14 protein-coding genes are annotated in these 19,692 nt (G+C 39.7%); 9 read left to right on the top strand and 5 right to left on the bottom strand.

Features of this window, described 5'->3' with window-relative positions; translation table 11 throughout:
- Positions 1–39: 39 nt before the first annotated feature.
- On the bottom strand, positions 40–945 hold the full coding sequence (locus tag NDN11_RS02450; protein ID WP_251110671.1) for a DMT family transporter: 906 nt from the start codon (positions 943–945) through the stop codon (positions 40–42).
- A 183-nt stretch (positions 946–1,128) separates the two neighbouring features.
- On the opposite strand from NDN11_RS02450, the gene NDN11_RS02445 reads away from it, so the two are divergent.
- From NDN11_RS02445 to NDN11_RS02435, 3 genes are all read left to right on the top strand, one after another.
- Positions 1,129–1,989 (top strand): AraC family transcriptional regulator, encoded by an 861-nt coding sequence (locus tag NDN11_RS02445; RefSeq protein WP_159886287.1) that lies wholly within the window; start codon positions 1,129–1,131, stop codon positions 1,987–1,989.
- Between the two features lie 148 nt (positions 1,990–2,137).
- Positions 2,138–3,664: a fumarate hydratase gene (locus tag NDN11_RS02440; RefSeq protein ID WP_004657827.1), complete on the top strand. Its 1,527-nt coding sequence runs from the start codon at positions 2,138–2,140 to the stop codon at positions 3,662–3,664.
- Between the two features lie 107 nt (positions 3,665–3,771).
- Positions 3,772–4,314 (top strand): DUF2059 domain-containing protein, encoded by a 543-nt coding sequence (locus NDN11_RS02435; RefSeq protein ID WP_251110670.1) that lies wholly within the window; start codon positions 3,772–3,774, stop codon positions 4,312–4,314.
- A gap of 14 nt (positions 4,315–4,328) precedes the next feature.
- On the opposite strand, the gene NDN11_RS02430 is transcribed toward NDN11_RS02435, so the two are convergent.
- The 4 genes from NDN11_RS02430 to tig all read right to left on the bottom strand — a co-directional run bounded on the left by NDN11_RS02430 (position 4,329) and on the right by tig (position 8,759).
- Positions 4,329–5,045 carry a DUF2846 domain-containing protein gene (locus NDN11_RS02430; protein WP_251110669.1) on the bottom strand — a complete coding sequence of 239 codons (717 nt, stop codon included), beginning with the start codon at positions 5,043–5,045 and terminating at the stop codon, positions 4,329–4,331.
- Positions 5,046–5,198: 153 nt separating this feature from the next.
- Complete coding sequence (gene clpX, locus NDN11_RS02425) at positions 5,199–6,509, bottom strand: ATP-dependent Clp protease ATP-binding subunit ClpX (protein WP_016541515.1); 1,311 nt, start codon at positions 6,507–6,509, stop codon at positions 5,199–5,201.
- A 41-nt stretch (positions 6,510–6,550) separates the two neighbouring features.
- Positions 6,551–7,156, bottom strand: a complete 606-nt coding sequence (gene clpP, locus NDN11_RS02420) for an ATP-dependent Clp endopeptidase proteolytic subunit ClpP (RefSeq protein ID WP_004775790.1) — start codon at positions 7,154–7,156, stop codon at positions 6,551–6,553.
- Between the two features lie 271 nt (positions 7,157–7,427).
- Positions 7,428–8,759, bottom strand: coding sequence for a trigger factor (gene tig / locus NDN11_RS02415; RefSeq protein WP_005185077.1), 1,332 nt, complete (start codon positions 8,757–8,759; stop codon positions 7,428–7,430).
- A gap of 248 nt (positions 8,760–9,007) precedes the next feature.
- On the opposite strand from tig, the gene NDN11_RS02410 reads away from it, so the two are divergent.
- From NDN11_RS02410 to NDN11_RS02385, 6 genes are all read left to right on the top strand, one after another.
- Positions 9,008–11,212 (top strand): TonB-dependent receptor domain-containing protein, encoded by a 2,205-nt coding sequence (locus tag NDN11_RS02410; RefSeq protein ID WP_251110668.1) that lies wholly within the window; start codon positions 9,008–9,010, stop codon positions 11,210–11,212.
- A 469-nt stretch (positions 11,213–11,681) separates the two neighbouring features.
- Positions 11,682–14,084, top strand: coding sequence for a catecholate siderophore receptor Fiu (locus NDN11_RS02405; RefSeq protein ID WP_251110667.1), 2,403 nt, complete (start codon positions 11,682–11,684; stop codon positions 14,082–14,084).
- 97 nt (positions 14,085–14,181) lie between these two features.
- Entirely contained in the window at positions 14,182–14,865 is a 684-nt protein-coding gene (locus tag NDN11_RS02400; RefSeq protein ID WP_251110666.1) for a Fe2+-dependent dioxygenase, read from the top strand.
- Positions 14,865–15,956 (top strand): alpha-hydroxy acid oxidase, encoded by a 1,092-nt coding sequence (locus NDN11_RS02395; RefSeq protein WP_251110665.1) that lies wholly within the window; start codon positions 14,865–14,867, stop codon positions 15,954–15,956. Before NDN11_RS02400 ends, NDN11_RS02395 begins: the two co-directional genes overlap by 1 nt.
- A 327-nt stretch (positions 15,957–16,283) precedes the next feature.
- Positions 16,284–18,551, top strand: coding sequence for a TonB-dependent receptor (locus tag NDN11_RS02390; RefSeq protein WP_251110664.1), 2,268 nt, complete (start codon positions 16,284–16,286; stop codon positions 18,549–18,551).
- Positions 18,552–18,654: 103 nt separating this feature from the next.
- Positions 18,655–19,338 (top strand): Fe2+-dependent dioxygenase, encoded by a 684-nt coding sequence (locus tag NDN11_RS02385; RefSeq protein ID WP_251110663.1) that lies wholly within the window; start codon positions 18,655–18,657, stop codon positions 19,336–19,338.
- Positions 19,339–19,692: the final 354 nt, after the last annotated feature.

Here is a 19,692-nt window from a genome sequence, read left to right as displayed (position 1 = left end):
TTTATCAAGGAGATGGCTTTTTTGTATTTATGCTTTTTCTTAAGCGCGTTTTGAAATACCTATACTTTTCAACTGCGGCCCTTTCACAAAGAAAATCGCATTACCACATAGGATCAAAATCACCCCAATCACCGCATTCATTTGCCAGTGATAGCCTTCCCATACCGTCGAAATCACCAGTGCGACCAAAGGAAATAACAAAGTGCTATAGGCTGCCTTACCCGCACCAATCCGTCCGACCAAATAGAAATAGGCGGTAAAACCGATCACTGAACCAAAGATGGCTAAATACAGTAAAGCACTGACTGCGCTGAATTGCATAGTTGGAAAAAACTCATCCTGTCTAAACCATGAAATCAACGCCATCAGCAATGAGCCATACAACATACCGTAGGCATTGGTGGTAAAAATATCCAACCCATGTTTTTGATGGCGCGTACTGATCATATTGCCCAAAGAGAAACCATACGTCCCCAGAATACACAGTCCAATACCGATCAATGTATTGCGATTTAAAGTGGTACCCACCACGTCATGCCAAAATAAGGCAATAATCCCGAGTACACCTAATAACGCCGCAGGATAAAAGCGTGCCGATACCTGCTGTGCAAAGAATAATTTGGCGTTGATAGTATTGAAAATCACGGCCATGGAGAAAATAACAGCCTCTAAACCGCTGCTAATATATTGCACCGCATAATAAAAACAGACGAAGTTAAAACCAAAAATACAACAGGCTTGCAGCATACAAAACAGATGATCTTTGCCAGCCAATTTCTGTAGCTTCCGACTCAAAGTGACAAAAGCAAATAACACTATGGCAGAAATAAAAAAACGCCAGAACACTGCGACACTGGCTGATATTCCACTTTGTTGCTGCAGACTAATCGCAATCCATGTTGTGCCCCAGATCACTACAACCAAAGCATATAACAGCGCATTCATATCATTTAAACCAAACTCAATTACCTCGACAGCTATTTTGCTGGTTTTATCGCAATCATTACTTGCATCATCTTGCGGTGATTATCATGGACTTGCGTTTTTCTAGGAAATTTTTGACCAGATGACAAAACTGGCTGAAAGTTCTACACTAAACTGGATCATATTTGGCACTGCGTATAGAAGATGAAATATCAGATTCTAGATCAATTACAGCAATATAAAGCGCAATTGCTCGACTCGGTAGAACTGGGGTCGGGTATGCAGTTGGCCATGTGGCAAAATAACCAAGACCGTGTCAGTGTCTGTAGCAATCACCATACCTTGAGTATGTATATTCAGGGTGGTTATGAAAGCTATCAAAAGACCCAGCAAGGTTGGCACAATGGCGGTGGACCTGACCGCATGTGTCTGATGCCACAAGATTTCGAGTCGACTTGGGACCTACGTGATCCACTCACCTTTGTACATCTTTACTATACTGAACAGCACTTACAACGTGTGGCAGAACAAGTCTGGGATCGCGAACCCAGCCAAATCATCTTAAATCCACAAATTTTTGTGGCTGACCCACAAATTTCGATGATTTATCGGCACTTTTTACTCAATGGTGCATGGCAAGATCGTGAAAACCATTTGCAGATGAGTACCGCAACAACATTATTACTCAATCATCTGATCAAAAATTACAGTCATGCACAATGGCAAGCACCTGAAGTCAAAGGGGGACTCTCCCCTTATGTGCTTAAGCAGTTACTGGAATGGATTGACCAACATCTCCATTTGAGTTTGACCTTGTCTGATCTGGCTCAGCAAGCGCAACTCAGCGAGTATCATTTTGCGCATATGTTTAAACAATCGATGCAGATGCCACCACATCAATATGTGATGCAACGCAGACTTGAACGAGCTCATCAAGCACTTGAACAAACCACAGTGAATCTGACAGAGATCGCAGTGCAATATGGTTTTAGCTCAAGCAGCCATTTTAGCCATCGCTTTAAGAAACAGTTTGGCTATAGTCCATCTCAACTGAGAAAAAACTAAAATCCAAAGCGCATCTTTTGTTGATGCAATTTAGATCGAAGGCTTACTTTAGACCTTTAGCCAAATCTAAGCTAAAACTCCCACATTCATTCCTTTTTGTCATATAATTTAGCCCGCCAGCTAATCGCCCGCTCAAGAGAAATTTGATATGACAACGATCATCAAACAAGATGACTTGATTACATCAATCAAGGATGCCCTGCAGTTTATTTCTTACTATCACCCACAAGACTTCATCCAAGCGATGAGCCGTGCTTATGATCGTGAAGAAAACAAAGCTGCAAAAGATGCTATTGCCCAAATCCTTATCAACTCACGTATGTGTGCTGAAGGTCACCGACCAATTTGTCAGGATACAGGGATCGTTAACGTTTTCCTTGAAGTCGGCTTAGATGTTAAATTTGATTTAACCATGAGCTTGGATGATGCTGTAAACGAAGGTGTACGCCAAGGTTACCTAGAGAACTCAAATGTACTCCGTGCTTCTGTTTTAGCAGATCCAGCTTTTGGTCGTAAAAATACCAAAGACAATACGCCTGCCGTGATTCACTACAAACTCGTTCCTGGTAATAAAGTTGATATTACCGTTGCAGCGAAGGGTGGCGGTTCAGAAAATAAATCTAAACTTGCGATGTTAAACCCATCTGATTCAATCGTGGATTGGGTACTTAAAACTGTTCCAACTATGGGTGCAGGTTGGTGTCCACCAGGTATGCTCGGCATTGGTATCGGTGGCACTGCTGAAAAAGCCATGATGCTTGCAAAAGAAGCACTTATGGAAGAAATCAACATGGACGAATTACTTCGTCGTGGCCCACAAAGCAAAATGGAAGAACTCCGTATCGAGATCTTCGAGAAAGTGAATGCACTCGGTATTGGCGCACAAGGTCTTGGTGGTTTAACCACAGTACTTGATATTAAAATCAAGGATTACCCATGTCATGCGGCAGGTAAGCCAGTGGGTATGATTCCGAACTGTGCGGCGACTCGTCACGCACACTTCCAGTTAGATGGTACTGGCGTTGCACATATTCAAGCACCAAAACTTGAAGACTACCCTGCTGTAACGTGGGATTCTTCTCAATCAAAACGTGTAAACCTTGATACCATTACTCAAGAAGAAATGAATGCTTGGAAGCCAGGCGATACATTATTATTGAACGGTACGATTTATACAGGTCGTGATGCTGCACATAAGCGCATGGTCGACATGTTAAATAATGGCGAAGAACTTCCAGTCGATCTAAAAGGTAAATTCATTTACTACGTGGGTCCAGTCGATCCAGTTGGCGATGAAGTTGTTGGTCCTGCTGGCCCAACCACTGCAACCCGTATGGATAAGTTCACTCGTCAAGTTTTAGAAGCAACGGGCTTATTCGGCATGATTGGTAAAGCAGACCGTGGTCCTGCTGCAATTGAAGCGATCAAAGACAATCAAGCAACTTACTTAATGGCCGTTGGTGGTGCTGCTTACCTCGTGTCTAAAGCAGTCCGTGAAGCTGAAGTCGTTGCTTTTGCAGACTTAGGTATGGAAGCAATCTACAAATTCGTAGTTGAAGATATGCCTGTTTCTGTTGCAGTTGATGTAAATGGTACTTCAATCCATGCCACTGCACCAAAAATCTGGCAAGCTAAGATTGGTAAAATCCCAGTTGTTGATGCTGCTGCGTCATAAATAATACTCATACAATAATCATAGCCGAATCATCGTATTCGGCTATTTTTTTGCCTATGGCTTCTGCTAAATTATAAAAAAGACGAGAACAATAAGGCGGTCTATAGATGAATAAATACATGTTCAACATGGTGATTGGACTTTGCCTTCTCGTTGGCGTGCAAAATACCTTTGCATCCCCAGCCCAAAGTAAATCAGTCAAAGAACTGATTAGACTGAGCGAGCTTGAAAATGTTTTAAATACCTCACTCGATGAAATGCAACCAACACTCGATCTTGAAGCTGAAAATATTTTATTAAGAGTCTTAGGAAAAGAAGAACTGACCACAACACAAGAACATCTTGCTGTGTTGGAATTGAGCCAATTACTTAAAGATACCAGTTCAAAAGTCTTTGCTCGCCCTGAAACTATTCAGGCAATCGAGAAGATTTATGCAGATACCTTGAGCGAAGAAGAAATACAAGCCTATTTGAAATTCTTAAAAACACCTGAAGGTAAATCCATTAATCAAAAAACCTTGCAAATCAGTACCAATGTTTTTCAATATATGAATAACTTAAGTCAAAAAACCTTAAATGACCCAGAGCAGAGCTCACAATTAAAAGAGCAGTTCCTCACCATCATCAAACCTTTAATTCAGGATGAGTAACTGCTCAAGCAAACCTACCAAGTTAATGGATTCCAAAGCTTAAATGGCTTAACCAAATGTATCTCTGACTTTTCATCATACTTTGCTGGTTTTAATTCTTGAGGTTTTGAGCGAACCTTGCCCGATGCATCTTGCGCAACAAAGTTATAGCTGGAAGACTTTAAACGGGTAAATGCGATTTCTTGATGCGCCACCTTGTCAGGTGTAATCATAAATGGGCCTGTATGCTCACTACGAGAAATTTTATTTTCTTCATCATATTTAATGAAATAAGTTTGTGCAGCATCGACCGTAAAATCGAGATATTTCGGTTTCTGGAAGTGCAATCCCGCCAATGGGCGACTCACACTCAAGCGATAAGTTCCCGTAGGTAGTTCCACCCAGTAATAATGATTATGTAATAAGCTCGGAATACGATGACCATTGATAAATAAGTTGGCCGCAGCAATTTCCTGACGGTTCCAACGTGTATCTGGACGATATAAATAAACCACCGCAGCCTGTTCATTTTGTGGTTTGATTGGTGCGTAATATTGGCCTAACTTTTGGTTGACCCAACCACCGACAGTAAAACCACCCACATGGTACTGATCAAATAGACCTGGTTCTTTTGCTGTGTCTACGGGTGGTAATGTTGCGGTCAGTGCGGTTGGTTTTTCTTCAACTGTCTTATGACTTTGACAGCCAGCCAATACCCCAGCACAACATAATGACAATATTAAATAACGCATGACATCCCTCAAGGCGTTTTCTTGGATTTATTTTTAACAGCGCAAAACTATGCGCATTTTTTCAATTTTTTAAGATTAACACCTCAACGACTAATTGCAAATAAAAAAAGCATGAAAAGCCAAGCCTTTCATGCTTTTTTAGATGAATGAGAATTAAGCTGATTTAGAGTCAATCACCTTTAAATCCTTCTTTTCAGTCAGTTCTGGCGTACCTACTTGCGGCAAGCGCTCTGCTTTAAATGTTGGCTTCGCTGTACCATTAATGACAGCTTCATCCACAATGACCGTACCAACATCCGTACGACTTGGTAAGTCATACATGGTTTCCAGTAATACATTTTCCAGAATAGAACGTAAACCACGCGCACCAGTATTACGCTCAAGAGCTTTCTTCGCCACAGCTCGTAATGCAGACTCATCAAAGACAAGGTCTACATTTTCCATGGTGAATAGATATTGGTATTGACGTGTTAATGCATTTTTAGGTTCTGTCAGAATCTGCATTAATGCTTCTTCATCCAGCTCTTCTAAAGTTGCAATCACAGGCAAACGACCAATAAACTCAGGAATCAAACCGAATTTAACTAAGTCAGTTGCTTCTACTTGACGGAACAATTCAGAGACTTTTTTACTGTCATCTTTATTCTTCACATCTGCTGTGAAACCAATTCCACCTTTCTCTTGGCGCTGTTGAACAATTTTTTCCAAGCCAGAGAATGCACCACCACAAATAAATAGGATATTTGCAGTATCAATCTGGATGAACTCTTGCTGTGGATGCTTACGACCACCTTGTGGTGGAATAGAAGCAACCGTACCTTCAATCATTTTTAACAATGCTTGTTGTACGCCCTCACCAGACACATCACGGGTAATTGACGGATTTTCAGATTTACGGGTAATCTTATCAATCTCATCAATATAGATAATGCCTTTTTGCGCTTTTTCTACATCATAATCCGCTTTTTGCAACAACTTCTGCACGATGTTTTCTACATCTTCACCCACATAACCTGCTTCGGTTAAAGTGGTTGCATCTGCCATCGCAAATGGAACATCAAGCAGACGTGCAAGTGTTTGTGCAAGTAATGTTTTACCCGAACCTGTTGGTCCGATCAGCAAAATATTACTTTTTGCGATTTCAATCTCTTGATGTCCGTGAGTCGACTGGCCTACTTTTAAACGCTTATAGTGGTTATAGACCGCAACAGATAAGGTTTTCTTCGCAACATCTTGCCCAATCACATATTGGTCCAAGGCAGCACGTATTTCGTGTGGTTTTGGCAGGGCTTTAGTTGCCCAATCACCTGCTTCAACTTGTTGACTGGTTTGAACGAGATCTAAGCAGACATCTACACACTCATTACAAATATATGCGTCCTCACCAGCAATCAATTTTCCAACTTCAGATTGCGTCTTACCACAAAATGAACAATGTTTTTGTCCTTGAGGATGTTCGGACATATTTACTCCACAACTTAAATCTTAAACTTAGGTCCTAAAAATCAGGGACGTTTGCTTAGCACTTCATCTACTAAACCATATTCTTTGGCTGCTTGTGCAGTCATGAAATTATCACGATCTGTATCACGTGCAACGGTCTCGTAATCTTGACCACTATGTTCAGCCATTAAGCGATTTAAACGCTCTTTAATGAACAGAATTTCACGTGCGTGAATTTCAATATCAGAAGCCTGACCACGGAAACCACCTAGTGGTTGGTGGATCATCACACGAGCATTTTCAAGACAGTAACGCTTGCCTTTTGCACCCGCATTCAATAAGAATGCACCCATTGATGCTGCTTGTCCCATACAGTATGTCACAACATCTGGTTTGATAAACTGCATGGTGTCATAAATCGCCATACCCGCAGTTACTGAACCGCCAGGTGAATTGATATAAAGGTGAATATCTTTTTCTGGATTTTCTGCTTCAAGAAATAACATCTGCGCAACGATTAAGTTCGCCATGTTATCTTCAACTTCACCCGTTAAGAAAATAACACGCTCACGTAATAGACGTGAAAAAATATCGAATGAACGCTCACCACGAGATGATTGTTCAACGACAACAGGAACTAAAGCATTTTCAATTGTTGGAACATACATACGTTTACTTATTCCTAAATTATTGTGACTCGATCTATGCCAACAATATGAGGGATAATCAATGAAATTGCAAAAGATTCAATCTGAAATATTCGATTTTTTAGACTAAAATCTGGCAATTCCTAATTAAATTAACACTTTCATAACAGAGGGTTTAAAGAGCTTACATCAACGCTTTAACTGATAATAAAATACATCAATGAAAGCGAAGCAAACCCAAAAAGAAAAAGGCGCATTAAGCGCCTTTTTCTTGATTCAACTTTTTAAAAGATTAGCCACGGCGAGCTTGTTGTTCTTTCAATAAGTCTTCATAGCTGATCGCAACATCTTTTACTTTAGCAGCAGCTAAGATGTGATCAACAACTTGGTCTTCTAATACAACAGCTTCGATTTGAGCGCGTTGTTGTTTGTCATTTTTGAAGTATTCAACAACTTCTGTTGGATCTTCATAAGAAGAAGCCATGTCATCAATGTAAGCATCAACACGTGATTGGTCAACTTCAAGTTTAGCGTCAGCCAATACTTTGCTTACCAATACACCAAGCTTAACTGATTTTTCAGCTTGTTCTTTGAACAATTCATCAGGAAGCATGCTGCTGTCAAATGCGCCTGCACCTTGAGCACCAAACTGTTGAGTGAACTGTTGAATCATCTGTTGACGTTGACGGTCAATTTCTTGAGCAACCATTGAAGTAGGAACTTCAATTTCGTTTGCAGCAACAAGTGCATCAAATGCAGCTTGTTTAACTTGGTTACGAAGACCGTTGCGAACTTCACGTTCCATATTCTTACGAACGTCAGCTTTTAACTTGTCTAAGCCTTCTTCTTCAGTCAAACCAAAGATTTTTAAGAATTCAGCATCAATTTCTGGAAGTTTTGCTTTTTCAACTTGCTTCACAGTGATTTTGAATTGAGCTGCTTTACCAGCCAAGTTTTCAGCTTGGTAATCTTCTGGGAAAGTTACATCAATCACTTTCTCTTCGCCAGCTTTCATACCAACGATACCGTCTTCAAAGCCAGGAATCATACGACCTGAACCAAGTACAAGTTTAAAGTCTTCAGCAGCGCCGCCTTCAAACTTCTCACCGTCAACAGTACCTTCGAAGTCGAAAGTTACTTGCATGTCTTTCTTCGCCATACCTTTAGTTACAGCCCAAGTTTGACGTTGTTTTTGCAAGTTTTCGATCATTACATCAACGTCTTTGTCGTTGATTTCTGATGCTTTACGTTCAACTTCCAAGTCAGCAAAAGCTTTCACTTCTACTTCTGGGTAAACTTCAACAGTCGCTTCAAAAACTAAAGCATCATCTTTGTTTTCAACTTTTTCAATGTTCGGCATACCGACCGCATTGATTTTTTCTTGTTGAATTGCTTCAAATACTGTGTCGCGAATGATGTCATTCACAACTTCTTGATAAATGCCCGCACCATATTCACGGCGAACAACGTTCAAAGGCACTTTACCTGGACGGAAGCCGTTGATCTTCACAGTTTTGGCAGTGCGTTGTAAGCGAGCTTCAAATTGCTCGTTAACACGGCTCGTCGGTACAGAAACATTTAAACGACGGGCAACGCCCGAAACCGCTTCAGTCGTTACTTGCATGGCTTCCTCGATATTAGTTAGTAATAACAATTTTTAAAGTGCCACATTATATGACAACTTTCTGGATATACAAAATCGGATGCTAAAAAAGCAAATATATTTTCATTTTTATCCAAAATCATAGTTTTCTTAAATGAATCTTAAAACAAACGTTATTTTTTGTTGTTAATGATAGGTATTATCATTATACTTTGCGTTCTTTTTGAACAATTGTTCTATTTTTCTCGTCCAGCTTTGGAACTCTAGTTATGAGTAAATTTAATTTGAACCCCCTTTCATTCGCATTACTTGGGGCAATGACCACATCCGCTTTTGCAGATACGACGGCAGCATCTGAAAATACCAACACACACCAACTTGCAACCATTGTGGTATCGGCAGCTGGTTTTGAACAAGATATTAAAAATGCACCAGCAAGTATCACAGTTATTACTGCTCAAGATTTGAAAGATAAAAGAATTAATTCCATTGCAGATGCATTAGTTGATGTAGAAGGCGTTGATATCAGCCCAACAGCAGGCAAAACAGGTGGTTTGAATATTCGTATTCGAGGAATGGATTCGGAATACACACTTGTATTAGTAGATGGCAGAAGACAAAACAGTACTGGTGATATAACGCCAAATGGTTTTGGTGAATCCAATAACAGTTTTATTCCCCCAATATCTGCAATTGAACGAATCGAAGTAATTCGAGGACCTGCTTCTACACTTTATGGTTCTGATGCTATGGGTGGTGTAGTCAACATTATTACTAAAAAAGTAACTGATGAGTGGACAGGCTCGGTGACATTAGAAGGTACAATTCTGCCTAATTCATCTGATTTTGGTAATCAACGCTCTGCTGATGCATTTATTACGGGTCCACTTATAAAAAATCTACTAGGCTTACAATTAAGAGGCAGAAAGGCGGAGAGAGACCAATCCAATGTTGTTAGGAAGGATGATGAGTCAACTGATGAATCATTGAATATGGGAAATAACCCAACTAAATCAGATATTGAAACAATTGGTGCGCGTTTAACACTCACCCCTACAGACAACCATGATTTATCTGTGGAATATGAACAAACAAAGCAATGGTATGATAACAGCAAAGGGCAATTAGGCACTTTAGGCGCGAATGGCGGCTATTCAGAAGCTCAAAAATATAATCGTGAAAAATATATTTTAGCGCATACATGGAGAAGTGACTTTGGTAATTTAGAATCCAGTATTAGTAATATTCAAACTGAAACTATTGGTCGCCTAATCCCGTCTCGCGCTCAAAATGGATCTAAAGCCATTACCCCAAGACTTTTGGAAAGTGAAGATACGACTTTTGATACCAAATTTACGACTGAACATTTCTCGGGTCATAAAATCACTCTAGGTGGTCAATGGTGGGAAGCTAATATCAAAGATGGTTTACGTGCCAATAAAGAAATCTCCTTTAAACAGTTAGGTCTTTTCGCTGAAGATACATGGTCAATCACAGATAGTCTGGCACTTACGCTTGGTTTACGATACGACGACCATGATACCTTCGGAGACTTCTGGACTCCTCGTGCTTATTTGGTCTGGAATGCGAATGACAACTGGACGTTCAAAGGTGGATATAACGAGGGCTACAAAGCGCCGAGACTTGAACGCTTAACTGATGGCATCTATAACGTTGGTGGACAAGGTAGAATCCCTCTCTTTGGAAATCCAGATTTAAAACCTGAAAAAAGTAACAACTTCGAAATTGGAACGTATTTTAGTAATGGCTCTAATTTTGATGCAAACATGACAGCTTTTTATAGCCAAGTTAAAGACAAAATCGTAACTGGGGCAATTGAAAGAACTTGTGATGCTGCCAGTAGTGATGCTTTTGGTGGAAAAATTGCTTGTGAAAACTTTATGGCAAGTGTTGGCACACCTTGGCTAATGGAAAATGGAGATACAGGGACTCGCTCTTGGAATGTTACCCGACCAACCAATGCTGAAAAAGCTGAAATTTATGGGGTAGAAACAGGATTTAACTGGGAGTTTGTTCCTGATTGGAAGTTTGGTATCAACTACACATGGACAAACACTGAGATTAAAGACAAGAGTATTGGGAATCCACCACTTAATGATACACCCGAACATATTGCCAATGCTTCACTTAAATGGCAGGCAGATGACAATATCCAACTTTGGGCTCGTGGTGAATACCGCAGCGAAAGGGCTCGCTACCTTAAAACTTATCAAAATATGAGTACTGCAGAAAAAAATGCTTACGATGCTTTGGGTGATTATAAAGAATATGCCTTATTACATGTAGGCTCTAATTTTAATATCACACCAAACTGGAACTTGGGCGTTGCTCTGTATAATGTTTTTGATAAGAATTTCAATGACTATGAGCGTGTTGGTACTAGCTACTATAACCGCTACAGTAATACCCAAGAAGGTCGTCGCGTTCAATTAAGCACTACTTTCTCTTTCTAAACTCAGTCCTTTCCATCTTAATCTTTTCACTAGTCATTAGAGATCACCTAATGATTAGTGAAAAATGCTCACCCTAAATTCAATTTTACAAAAATACTCCTATAAAGATCCCCCTACTTCCCCTTATATTCAAATATCTGACCCTCTAAAACCCTGATCAAAATTAAATAAAACTTTAATAAAAAACTTTTATATCAATAAATTAAATATAACCATCACTACATTGTTATTTTGCACAATTATTCATCATTAATACCAATTCGGAAAAATATCCTTAAATTTCAAAATAATAAATATATACAGATCCTTATACAGAAGCTAAAGCTATTGATAACGATAATAATTATCAATAGACTTCGCACATATTGTTACATAGATTAACAATTAATCTACTTTTACTCCTTTTTTGTAAAAGTTTCATCAGGTTGAAAGTTCTGTCATTCACACTTCAATTTCAGGGGTTCTCTCAATGGCAAAAATCAAAAGTCGTAAACATTTCCGTACCACACCTTTAGTTGCACTTGCAGCAACCCTTCCTTTAGCAGCACATGCTGCCCCTAAAGAAGAAAGTGTGGCAAAGCTTCCAACAATTGAAGTAAATGCAGAAAATACCTATAAAGTAGATGCAGTAAGCTCTCCAAAATATACACAACCCCTACTCGATACACCTCAAACTGTACAAGTCATTAAAAAAGAACTGTTACAGGAACAAGGTGCTGCATCATTAGTGGAAGCACTACGTAATACCCCAGGCATCACACTACAAATGGGTGAGAATGGTAATACTAGCGCAGGTGACACTTTCCAGATGCGTGGTTTCTCGACACAAACATCAACCTATGTCGATGGTATCCGCGATCTTGGTGCGGTCAGTCGTGATGTATTCAACTTAGAACAGATTGAAGTTGTAAAAGGTCCATCTGGCTCAGAAGCGGGTCGTGGTGCAGCATCAGGTTATATCAACTTAGTCACCAAGTTACCGAAAGCTGAAAGTAGTCGTGAAGTTTCAGCACGTTACAATACCGCTGAAAATGCACGCTTAACTGCTGACATCAATCAGGCAATTAATGAAAGTACAGCGATTCGTTTAAATGTGATGGGACAGGATGGTGGTGTTGAAGGACGTGATGTTGTTGAAAACAATGGTTGGGCAATTGCTCCCTCGATTGCTTTCGGTCTAAATACAGATACGCGTTTCTACCTATATTCTCAGCATGTTCGCCAAAATAATATTCCTGATGGTGGTATTCCGACCATTGGTATGAATGGCTTTTATTATGGTTATGCTTCTAACTACGCAAACGCTAAAAATACCGCTTTACAAAATCAAATCCGCGAAGCGATTAATAATTCTGCCGATGCACAGAAAATTAATAGTGCTTTACGCACTGCACCTGAAGTCGATCGTAGTAACTTTTACGGCAATGCAAATGACTATGAAGATATTAACTCAGATATGGTCACTGCTAAAATTGAAAGTGATTTTGCCGAGAACATTAAATTTACCAATATCTCTCGATTTGGTAAAAACAGAATGCAACGTGCATTAACAGGAATTAATGCCATTGGAAATGCACCATCTGTCAATGTCACTGTAAATCCAAATAATACATATAGCTACAAATTCAACTACGGCACATTTGATCCAAACAATAAAGATACTTGGACAATTTCTCGCTCGTATCAAGGTGTGGACCAAGAAAATAAAATTCTTGCCAACACATCAACCTTGAACTTTAATTTTAAAACTGGTGCTGTAGAGCATGACCTCGTTGCTGGCTTAGAATTTCTGAAAGAAGAACAAATTTCTAAAACCCTATCGACTCAAACACCAGGAACGAAAGCTCCTAGTACACCTGCGGCAAATTTATATAATCCAAACCACCACGATGCCCTACCAGCATTAGTCTATACCGGTGGCTACACTGATGGCGAAACCAAAACTGCTGCTGCTTATTTGTTTGACACAGTTAAACTACTTAATGATCGTTTGCAGTTTAATGGTGGTGTCCGTGTTGATTATTATGAAACGGATTACAATGCACTTGCTGTTGCAACAGATTCAAATACCCTTGCAGTTACTAAAACCCCAACCAATCTACAAGCACATGACACTTTAGTTAGTTGGAAATTGGGCAGCTTATTTAAGCCAACTGAAAACAGTAGTATTTATGCATCTTATGCAAAATCACTCACGCCTCCAGGCAGTGCAAACTTTGGGCTATCAGATACAGGTATTAATAGTTCTGCTGCTAAACCACAAGAAACCAATCACTATGAAGTGGGTGGAAAATGGGACGTGCTGAAAAACAAACTGGCATTAAATGCTGCCGTTTACCACACAGAAAATGAAAACCAATTCACCACTGACCCAATTACTAAAGAATCTGTTCAAGAAGGTAAAACACGAGTTGAAGGTGTTGAACTCGGTGTTGTGGGTCAAATTACTGATGCGTGGAATATTTCTGCGGGTGTTGCCCACATGAAAACCAAGCAGAAAAATCAGCAGAGCTTTAGCAGCACTGGCGAAAAAACAGTAACGGATTCGGTACGTTGGTCACCTGATTGGACTGCAACATTATGGACGACTTATGACATCGCTGGTTTTAAAGTAGGTTTAGGTGCACGCTATGTAGATGAACAGAAACGTGTAAATACCGATAGCACTGCTCCAGCCAATATGCCAAAAGTACCATCTTATGTCGTGTTTGATGCAATGGCAGGTTATAGCTTCAACAAGAATGCATCACTTAACCTCAATGTCTACAACTTAGCAGATAAAGACTACATCAGCGCATTGAACAATGGTGGCAGCCGTTTTGTGCTCGGTCAGCCTCGTTCAGCAGCATTAACATTCAACTATAAGTTCTAAATTATTCAATCAAAATTGAAGATTGAATAGATGAACTCAGCCTGTCAGAAAAGGTATACTTTTTCGACAGGCTGTATTTTTTGAAGGGTTTTTAAAGATGATGTTGCACATCCCTGAGCTGCTCAGTAAACAACAAGTGTTAGAACTACGCCAACAAATGCAGTCAGCTTCAGTCTGGGTTAATGGTTCTCAAAGCGCAGGAGTACAAGCTCAGCAAACTAAAAATAATTTACAGATTGATACCCATAATGATGTCTATCAATCCTTAAGTCAGTCTGTTCTAAATTCTTTACAAAGCAATCTGCTGTTACGCTCAGCGGCACTGCCCCAACATATTTTATCTCCGATGTTTAATTGCTATCAAAATCAAGGCAATTATGGCAATCATGTCGATAGTGCTGTTCAGGCTTCTTCAAAAACAGGACAAATGATTCGCACCGATGTTTCTATTACGGTTTTTTTATCCGAACCCGATGAATACGAAGGTGGAGAACTGATTGTTGAAGATACCTATGGCAGCCACGAGGTTAAGCTGGATGCTGGTGATGCGATTTTATATCCGTCCACAAGTCTGCATCGCGTTGAACCCGTCACCCAAGGCAGTCGGATTGCCGCTTTCACTTGGATTCAAAGCATGGTCAAAGATGACTGGCAACGTACCATGCTATTTAATTTAGATATGACTATTCTAAAACTAAGACAGCAACTTGGCGACACAGAGGAAGTGGTTGCATTGACTAGCCATTATCACAACTTATTAAGACAATGGGGAATTTTTTAATGTCACTCCTCCCGCCATTGACCACAATACCAGCTCATCTACAAACCCTGGCAGATTACGAGCAACAAGCATCTCAACACCTAGAAGAAGCGACTTGGCATTATTTACAAGGGGGTGCCATGCATGAACTGAGCGTGCAAGATAATCAGCTCCAGTTTCAAAATGTTCGACTTATTCCACGTCATTTAAATGATTTTTCTCAGGGCAATACTCAGCTCAATTTATTTGGGATGGACTATCCTCATCCAATTTTTCTCGCTCCCATTGGGCATCAGGCACTTTTCCATCCTCAAGCCGAGCAAGCCACAGCACTTGCCTCCGAGTTAATGCAGAGTAATTTTGTATTGAGTACATTAAGCAACACACATATGGAAGCTTTGAATAAAGAGAATCCCTACAAATGGTTTCAACTTTATTGGCAAGCTAACCGAGAAAAATCATTAGCGTTAATTCGACTCGCAGAACAACACAATTACAAAGCGATCGTGATCACTATCGACGCGCCACATACAGGGATCCGCGATCGAGAGCGTAAAACCTTCTTTCAACTTCCCAATAAGATGCCACATCCCCATGCATCGGTTAATTTAAAAATCGGTAATTTGGCTGCTAATGAACATCCTATTTTCCAAGGTCTGATGAAAATGGCACCCAAATGGGAGGATATTGAGTGGTTAATTAGAAATACCAAACTGCCCGTAATCCTCAAAGGTGTATTGCACCCTGCCGATGCCAAGAAAGCGGTCGAATATGGTGTTTCAGGTCTGATCGTTTCCAATCATGGTGGTCGCGTACTGGATACCACCATTCCGCCATTAATTGCGCTACAAAAAATCAGAGCCGTTGTTCCAGCCAATTACCCCCTACTCTTAGATGGTGGTATCCGTCGTGGTTCAGATGTCTTTAAAGCTATTGCACTTGGTGCATCAGCCGTACTGATTGGCCGTCCTTATATTTATGGCTTAGCAACAGCTGGTGCCTTAGGTGTTGCCCATGTACTTAAAATCTTAAAGGAAGAATTTGAGATCACCATGGCCCTGATGGGAACAGCAACATTAAAAGAGATTAACCATGACTTTATTGATCAATAATCCGTTTTACCCCAACCTCACTTTAACAAACTGATATTCAAAAACCTGTCAGGTTTTTGAATATAAATCATATAAATAAAACTTCAGTAAAATGAAAAAAATCATAACATCAAAATTAAGCGTCAATATTTAAAACACAATCGTTTTTCCAGATTAAGTAAAAAAATCAACAAATTAACAACATTATTAAACAATTAAGGACGAAAAATTATTTAACTTTCCATTGTAATAATTAGAAACAATTGAAAAATCCAATCCAAAACAAATGAATATAGAAATGACAATGATTATTCTTTGCATAAATTTTTACACTCTTAGGCGTGCCTCATGTCTTTTATTAAATCACGGAAGAAGCTTGTTTCTTCTGCAATTGCATCATCACTCTCAGTAATTGCAGTACCTGCCATCGCTCAGGATCAAGCAGTTCAACTACCAACCATTCATGCTCAAGCTGAAAAAGAACAAAGTCTCAAAGTAGATAAATCTGCAAATACTAAGTTTGTTGCTCCTCTTTTAGATACCCCAAAATCTATTTCTGTGATTTCAAAGCAACTGATTGAAGATACCAAAGTTACAACTTTAAGTGACGCACTGCGTACAGTTCCTGGTATTACATTAGGTGCGGGTGAAGGTGGCAACCCAAACGGTGACCGTCCGTTTATTCGTGGTTATAGCTCTGAAAGCTCAATGTATGTAGATGGCATTCGTAACGCCACTTCTCAAAATCGTGAAATGTTTGCGGTTGAACAAGTTGAAGTATCGAAAGGCTCTTCATCTTCTTTAGGCGGTGGTGGTTCTGTTGGTGGTAACGTTAACCTCATTTCTAAAGTTGCAAAGAAAGGTGATTCATTAGAAGGATCTGTACAAGGGGGTACAGATGATTATCAACGTATTACCCTTGATGGTAATAAAGATTTTGGTAATGGTGTTGCGGCTCGTGTTGTAGTTATGGGACATCACAACAATAAAGCAGGACAAGGTGATGACGGTGCAGAATACAAACGTGCAGGTATCGCTCCAAGTATTACCTTCGGCCTAGACACAGCCACTCGTGCAACTTTAAGTTATTACTACTTAAAAACAGATGATACGCCTGATGCAGGTGTTCCATATAACAACCCGAATAATTTCGCTGCCGGCTCAGGAAAACCAATCGATGTTAAAAAAGGCATCTATTATGCTTGGAAAGATCGCGATTTCCAAAGACAAGAAAACCAAGTAGGTACTTTTAAGTTAGAGCATGACTTAACAGAAAACTTAACTTTAAGTAATACAGCAGTTTATAACAAATCTAAAAATGACTATGTTTGGACTCAACCAGATGACAGTCAAGGTAACTTCCTTAACCCGACGACAGGTCAATTGAAGGATACTGGTATCTGGCGTCGTGCCAATACACGTATTACTGATACAGATACGTTCTCTGATCAATTAGCGTTAACTGGTAAATTCAATACAGGCGCATTCAAACATAGTTTCAATGTTGGTGCTGAATATAGTAAAGCTGAATCAGATAAGGGTAGCTACACCATTACCGATCCAAATACAAAAGCAATTGGTGGTGCAGTTGCTAACGGTGCTTGTAGCTTAGGTTTGGTCGCATCGAATGGCTGGTGTACGTCAACATTTAATCCAAATTCGAATGATCGTTTCTTAGGAACAGTGACTGCGAATAAAGCTGTTACAACAACGACATCTGAATCGACTTCCGTTTATGCACTCGATAATATCGAAATTACACCACAATGGTTACTCGACTTAGGTGTACGTTGGGACAAATTTGATACTGAATTAAAAACTAACGCGACTGGTGTCAAATTAGAAAATAATACGGACTTCTTTAGTTACCAAGCAGGCTTAACCTTTAAACCTGCTGAAAATGCTAGTATTTATGCAAGCTTTGCGACTTCTGCAAACCCAGTCGGTATCGACGCAGGTGATGGCTCTGAACCTGCTGTAAATGCAAACAACCGCGATCTAGATCCAGAAAAAGCACGTACTTTTGAAATTGGTACAAAATGGGATTTATTCAACAATAAACTCAATGCAACTGCTGCAATTTTCCGTACAGAGAAGCAAAACACGCGCATCCAACTTGATCCAACTACGTATACCAACGGTGGTGATAGTAAAGTTGACGGTATTGAGCTTGGCTTAAACGGTTATATCACTGATAAATGGGCTGTTAGCGCAGGCTATACGTATTTAGATAGTGAAAATACTAACCCAGGTCCAAGCTGTAACCGTGCTGGTGTTTGTACTCCTGAAAATGCAGCGAAAGGTAAGCAATTACCAAACGTTCCAAAGAACTCTGCTACTTTATGGACAACTTATAAAGTATTACCACAAGTTACTCTTGGTGCTGGTGCAGTTGCGATGGATAAAGTCTATGGTAATGCAACCAATACCAAATGGGTTCCAGGTTATGTTCGTTACGATGCGATGGCAAAGTATGACGTGAATAAAAACGTAAACTTACAGCTTAATGTAAACAACTTGTCTGATACACGTTACTTCACTAAAGCCTATGCATCTCACTATGCTTCAGAAGCTGAAGGTCGTAGTGCAGTATTGTCTGTAAACTTTAAGTACTAATCCTATCAATAAAACCCATAATTTAATTATGGATTTTATTGCAAAAATAGCCTCATAATGAGGCTATTTTTTATCATTCATTGTTTTCACAAAGGTAGTTATCGTGATCCATCATATTCCTAATGTATTAAGCAAAGAACAAGTTCAGTACTTTCGCGAAGAAATGGATAAAATCGAATGGGCCAATGGAAAAGTTACAGCAGGTACTCTGTCTGCTACTGTGAAAAATAATCAGCAACTCCCTGAAGACCACTCTTTAACCCACCATCTCAGTAACATCATTTTAGAAGAATTGGGTAAACATCCCCTGTTCCTTTCAGCAGCTTTACCACTGGATATTATCCCTCCGCTTTTCAATCGTTATGAAAGTCAGGAATCTTTTGGATTTCATGTTGATAATTCAATCCGTCGAATTCGTGGCACTAAAGAACGGTTACGTACTGATCTATCTTGTACCCTGTTTTTATCTGAGCCAGATGAATATGAAGGCGGTGAGTTGGTCATCGAAGATACTTACGGCTATCATGAAGCCAAATTGCCCGCAGGTGATATGGTGCTCTATCCTTCATCTAGTCTGCATGAGGTGACTGCGATTAGTAGCGGGTGTCGAACGGCTTCATTCTTTTGGGTACAAAGCATGATTCGTGATGATGCAGAACGTAATATGTTATTTACACTGGATCAGTCTATCCAAAATCTGCGTATGCAGCTTGGTGATACTCATCAAGAAGTGATTAAAATGACCAATCTTTACCACAACCTAATGCGAAAGTGGGCTGAACTATAATTCATACACTTTTCAAAGCTTAGAGATAAAATCAATTTTTTTATCTCTAATTGATAAAATTACGGGAAATTTTACCCATTAAAATTAAAATAGCGCAAAAAACAGGGAAATATTTCCCATTCATTCCAATTAAAATGTTTTATAGACCTTTGCAGTCGTCTGTATTTTCGCCTAGACTGAATATCGTTAGATGATTAATATAACTGCAAAATTAAATACCCAATATGAATGGTAGATGATGAAAACAAATAGCGGCTTTATCCACCCGTCTCATACAACACATCTCGCTGCACTTCTCCTGATGCTGCGCCTCGCGCGCATATAAATTTTTTCGCCTACTTTTTAGGCGCTCGA

The sequence above is a fragment of the Acinetobacter sp. C26M genome (assembly GCF_023702675.1).
In the GTDB taxonomy this organism is placed as follows: Bacteria; Pseudomonadota; Gammaproteobacteria; order Pseudomonadales; family Moraxellaceae; genus Acinetobacter.
This window is presented reverse-complemented; position numbering and strand designations above follow the sequence as displayed.

Excerpts from the sequence above, each read along its gene's own strand:
- clpP (WP_004775790.1), bottom strand. The coding sequence starts at position 7,156 with ATGTATGTTCCAACAATTGAAAATGCTTTAGTTCCTGTTGTCGTTGAA.
- NDN11_RS02430 (WP_251110669.1), bottom strand. The coding sequence starts at position 5,045 with ATGCGTTATTTAATATTGTCATTATGTTGTGCTGGGGTATTGGCTGGC.
- NDN11_RS02410 (WP_251110668.1), top strand. The coding sequence starts at position 9,008 with ATGAGTAAATTTAATTTGAACCCCCTTTCATTCGCATTACTTGGGGCA.
- NDN11_RS02395 (WP_251110665.1), top strand. The coding sequence starts at position 14,865 with ATGTCACTCCTCCCGCCATTGACCACAATACCAGCTCATCTACAAACC.
- NDN11_RS02390 (WP_251110664.1), top strand. The coding sequence starts at position 16,284 with ATGTCTTTTATTAAATCACGGAAGAAGCTTGTTTCTTCTGCAATTGCA.
- clpX (WP_016541515.1), bottom strand. The coding sequence starts at position 6,509 with ATGTCCGAACATCCTCAAGGACAAAAACATTGTTCATTTTGTGGTAAG.
- tig (WP_005185077.1), bottom strand. The coding sequence starts at position 8,759 with ATGCAAGTAACGACTGAAGCGGTTTCGGGCGTTGCCCGTCGTTTAAAT.
- NDN11_RS02400 (WP_251110666.1), top strand. The coding sequence starts at position 14,182 with ATGATGTTGCACATCCCTGAGCTGCTCAGTAAACAACAAGTGTTAGAA.
- NDN11_RS02445 (WP_159886287.1), top strand. The coding sequence starts at position 1,129 with ATGAAATATCAGATTCTAGATCAATTACAGCAATATAAAGCGCAATTG.
- NDN11_RS02440 (WP_004657827.1), top strand. The coding sequence starts at position 2,138 with ATGACAACGATCATCAAACAAGATGACTTGATTACATCAATCAAGGAT.
- NDN11_RS02435 (WP_251110670.1), top strand. The coding sequence starts at position 3,772 with ATGAATAAATACATGTTCAACATGGTGATTGGACTTTGCCTTCTCGTT.
- NDN11_RS02405 (WP_251110667.1), top strand. The coding sequence starts at position 11,682 with ATGGCAAAAATCAAAAGTCGTAAACATTTCCGTACCACACCTTTAGTT.
- NDN11_RS02450 (WP_251110671.1), bottom strand. The coding sequence starts at position 945 with ATGAATGCGCTGTTATATGCTTTGGTTGTAGTGATCTGGGGCACAACA.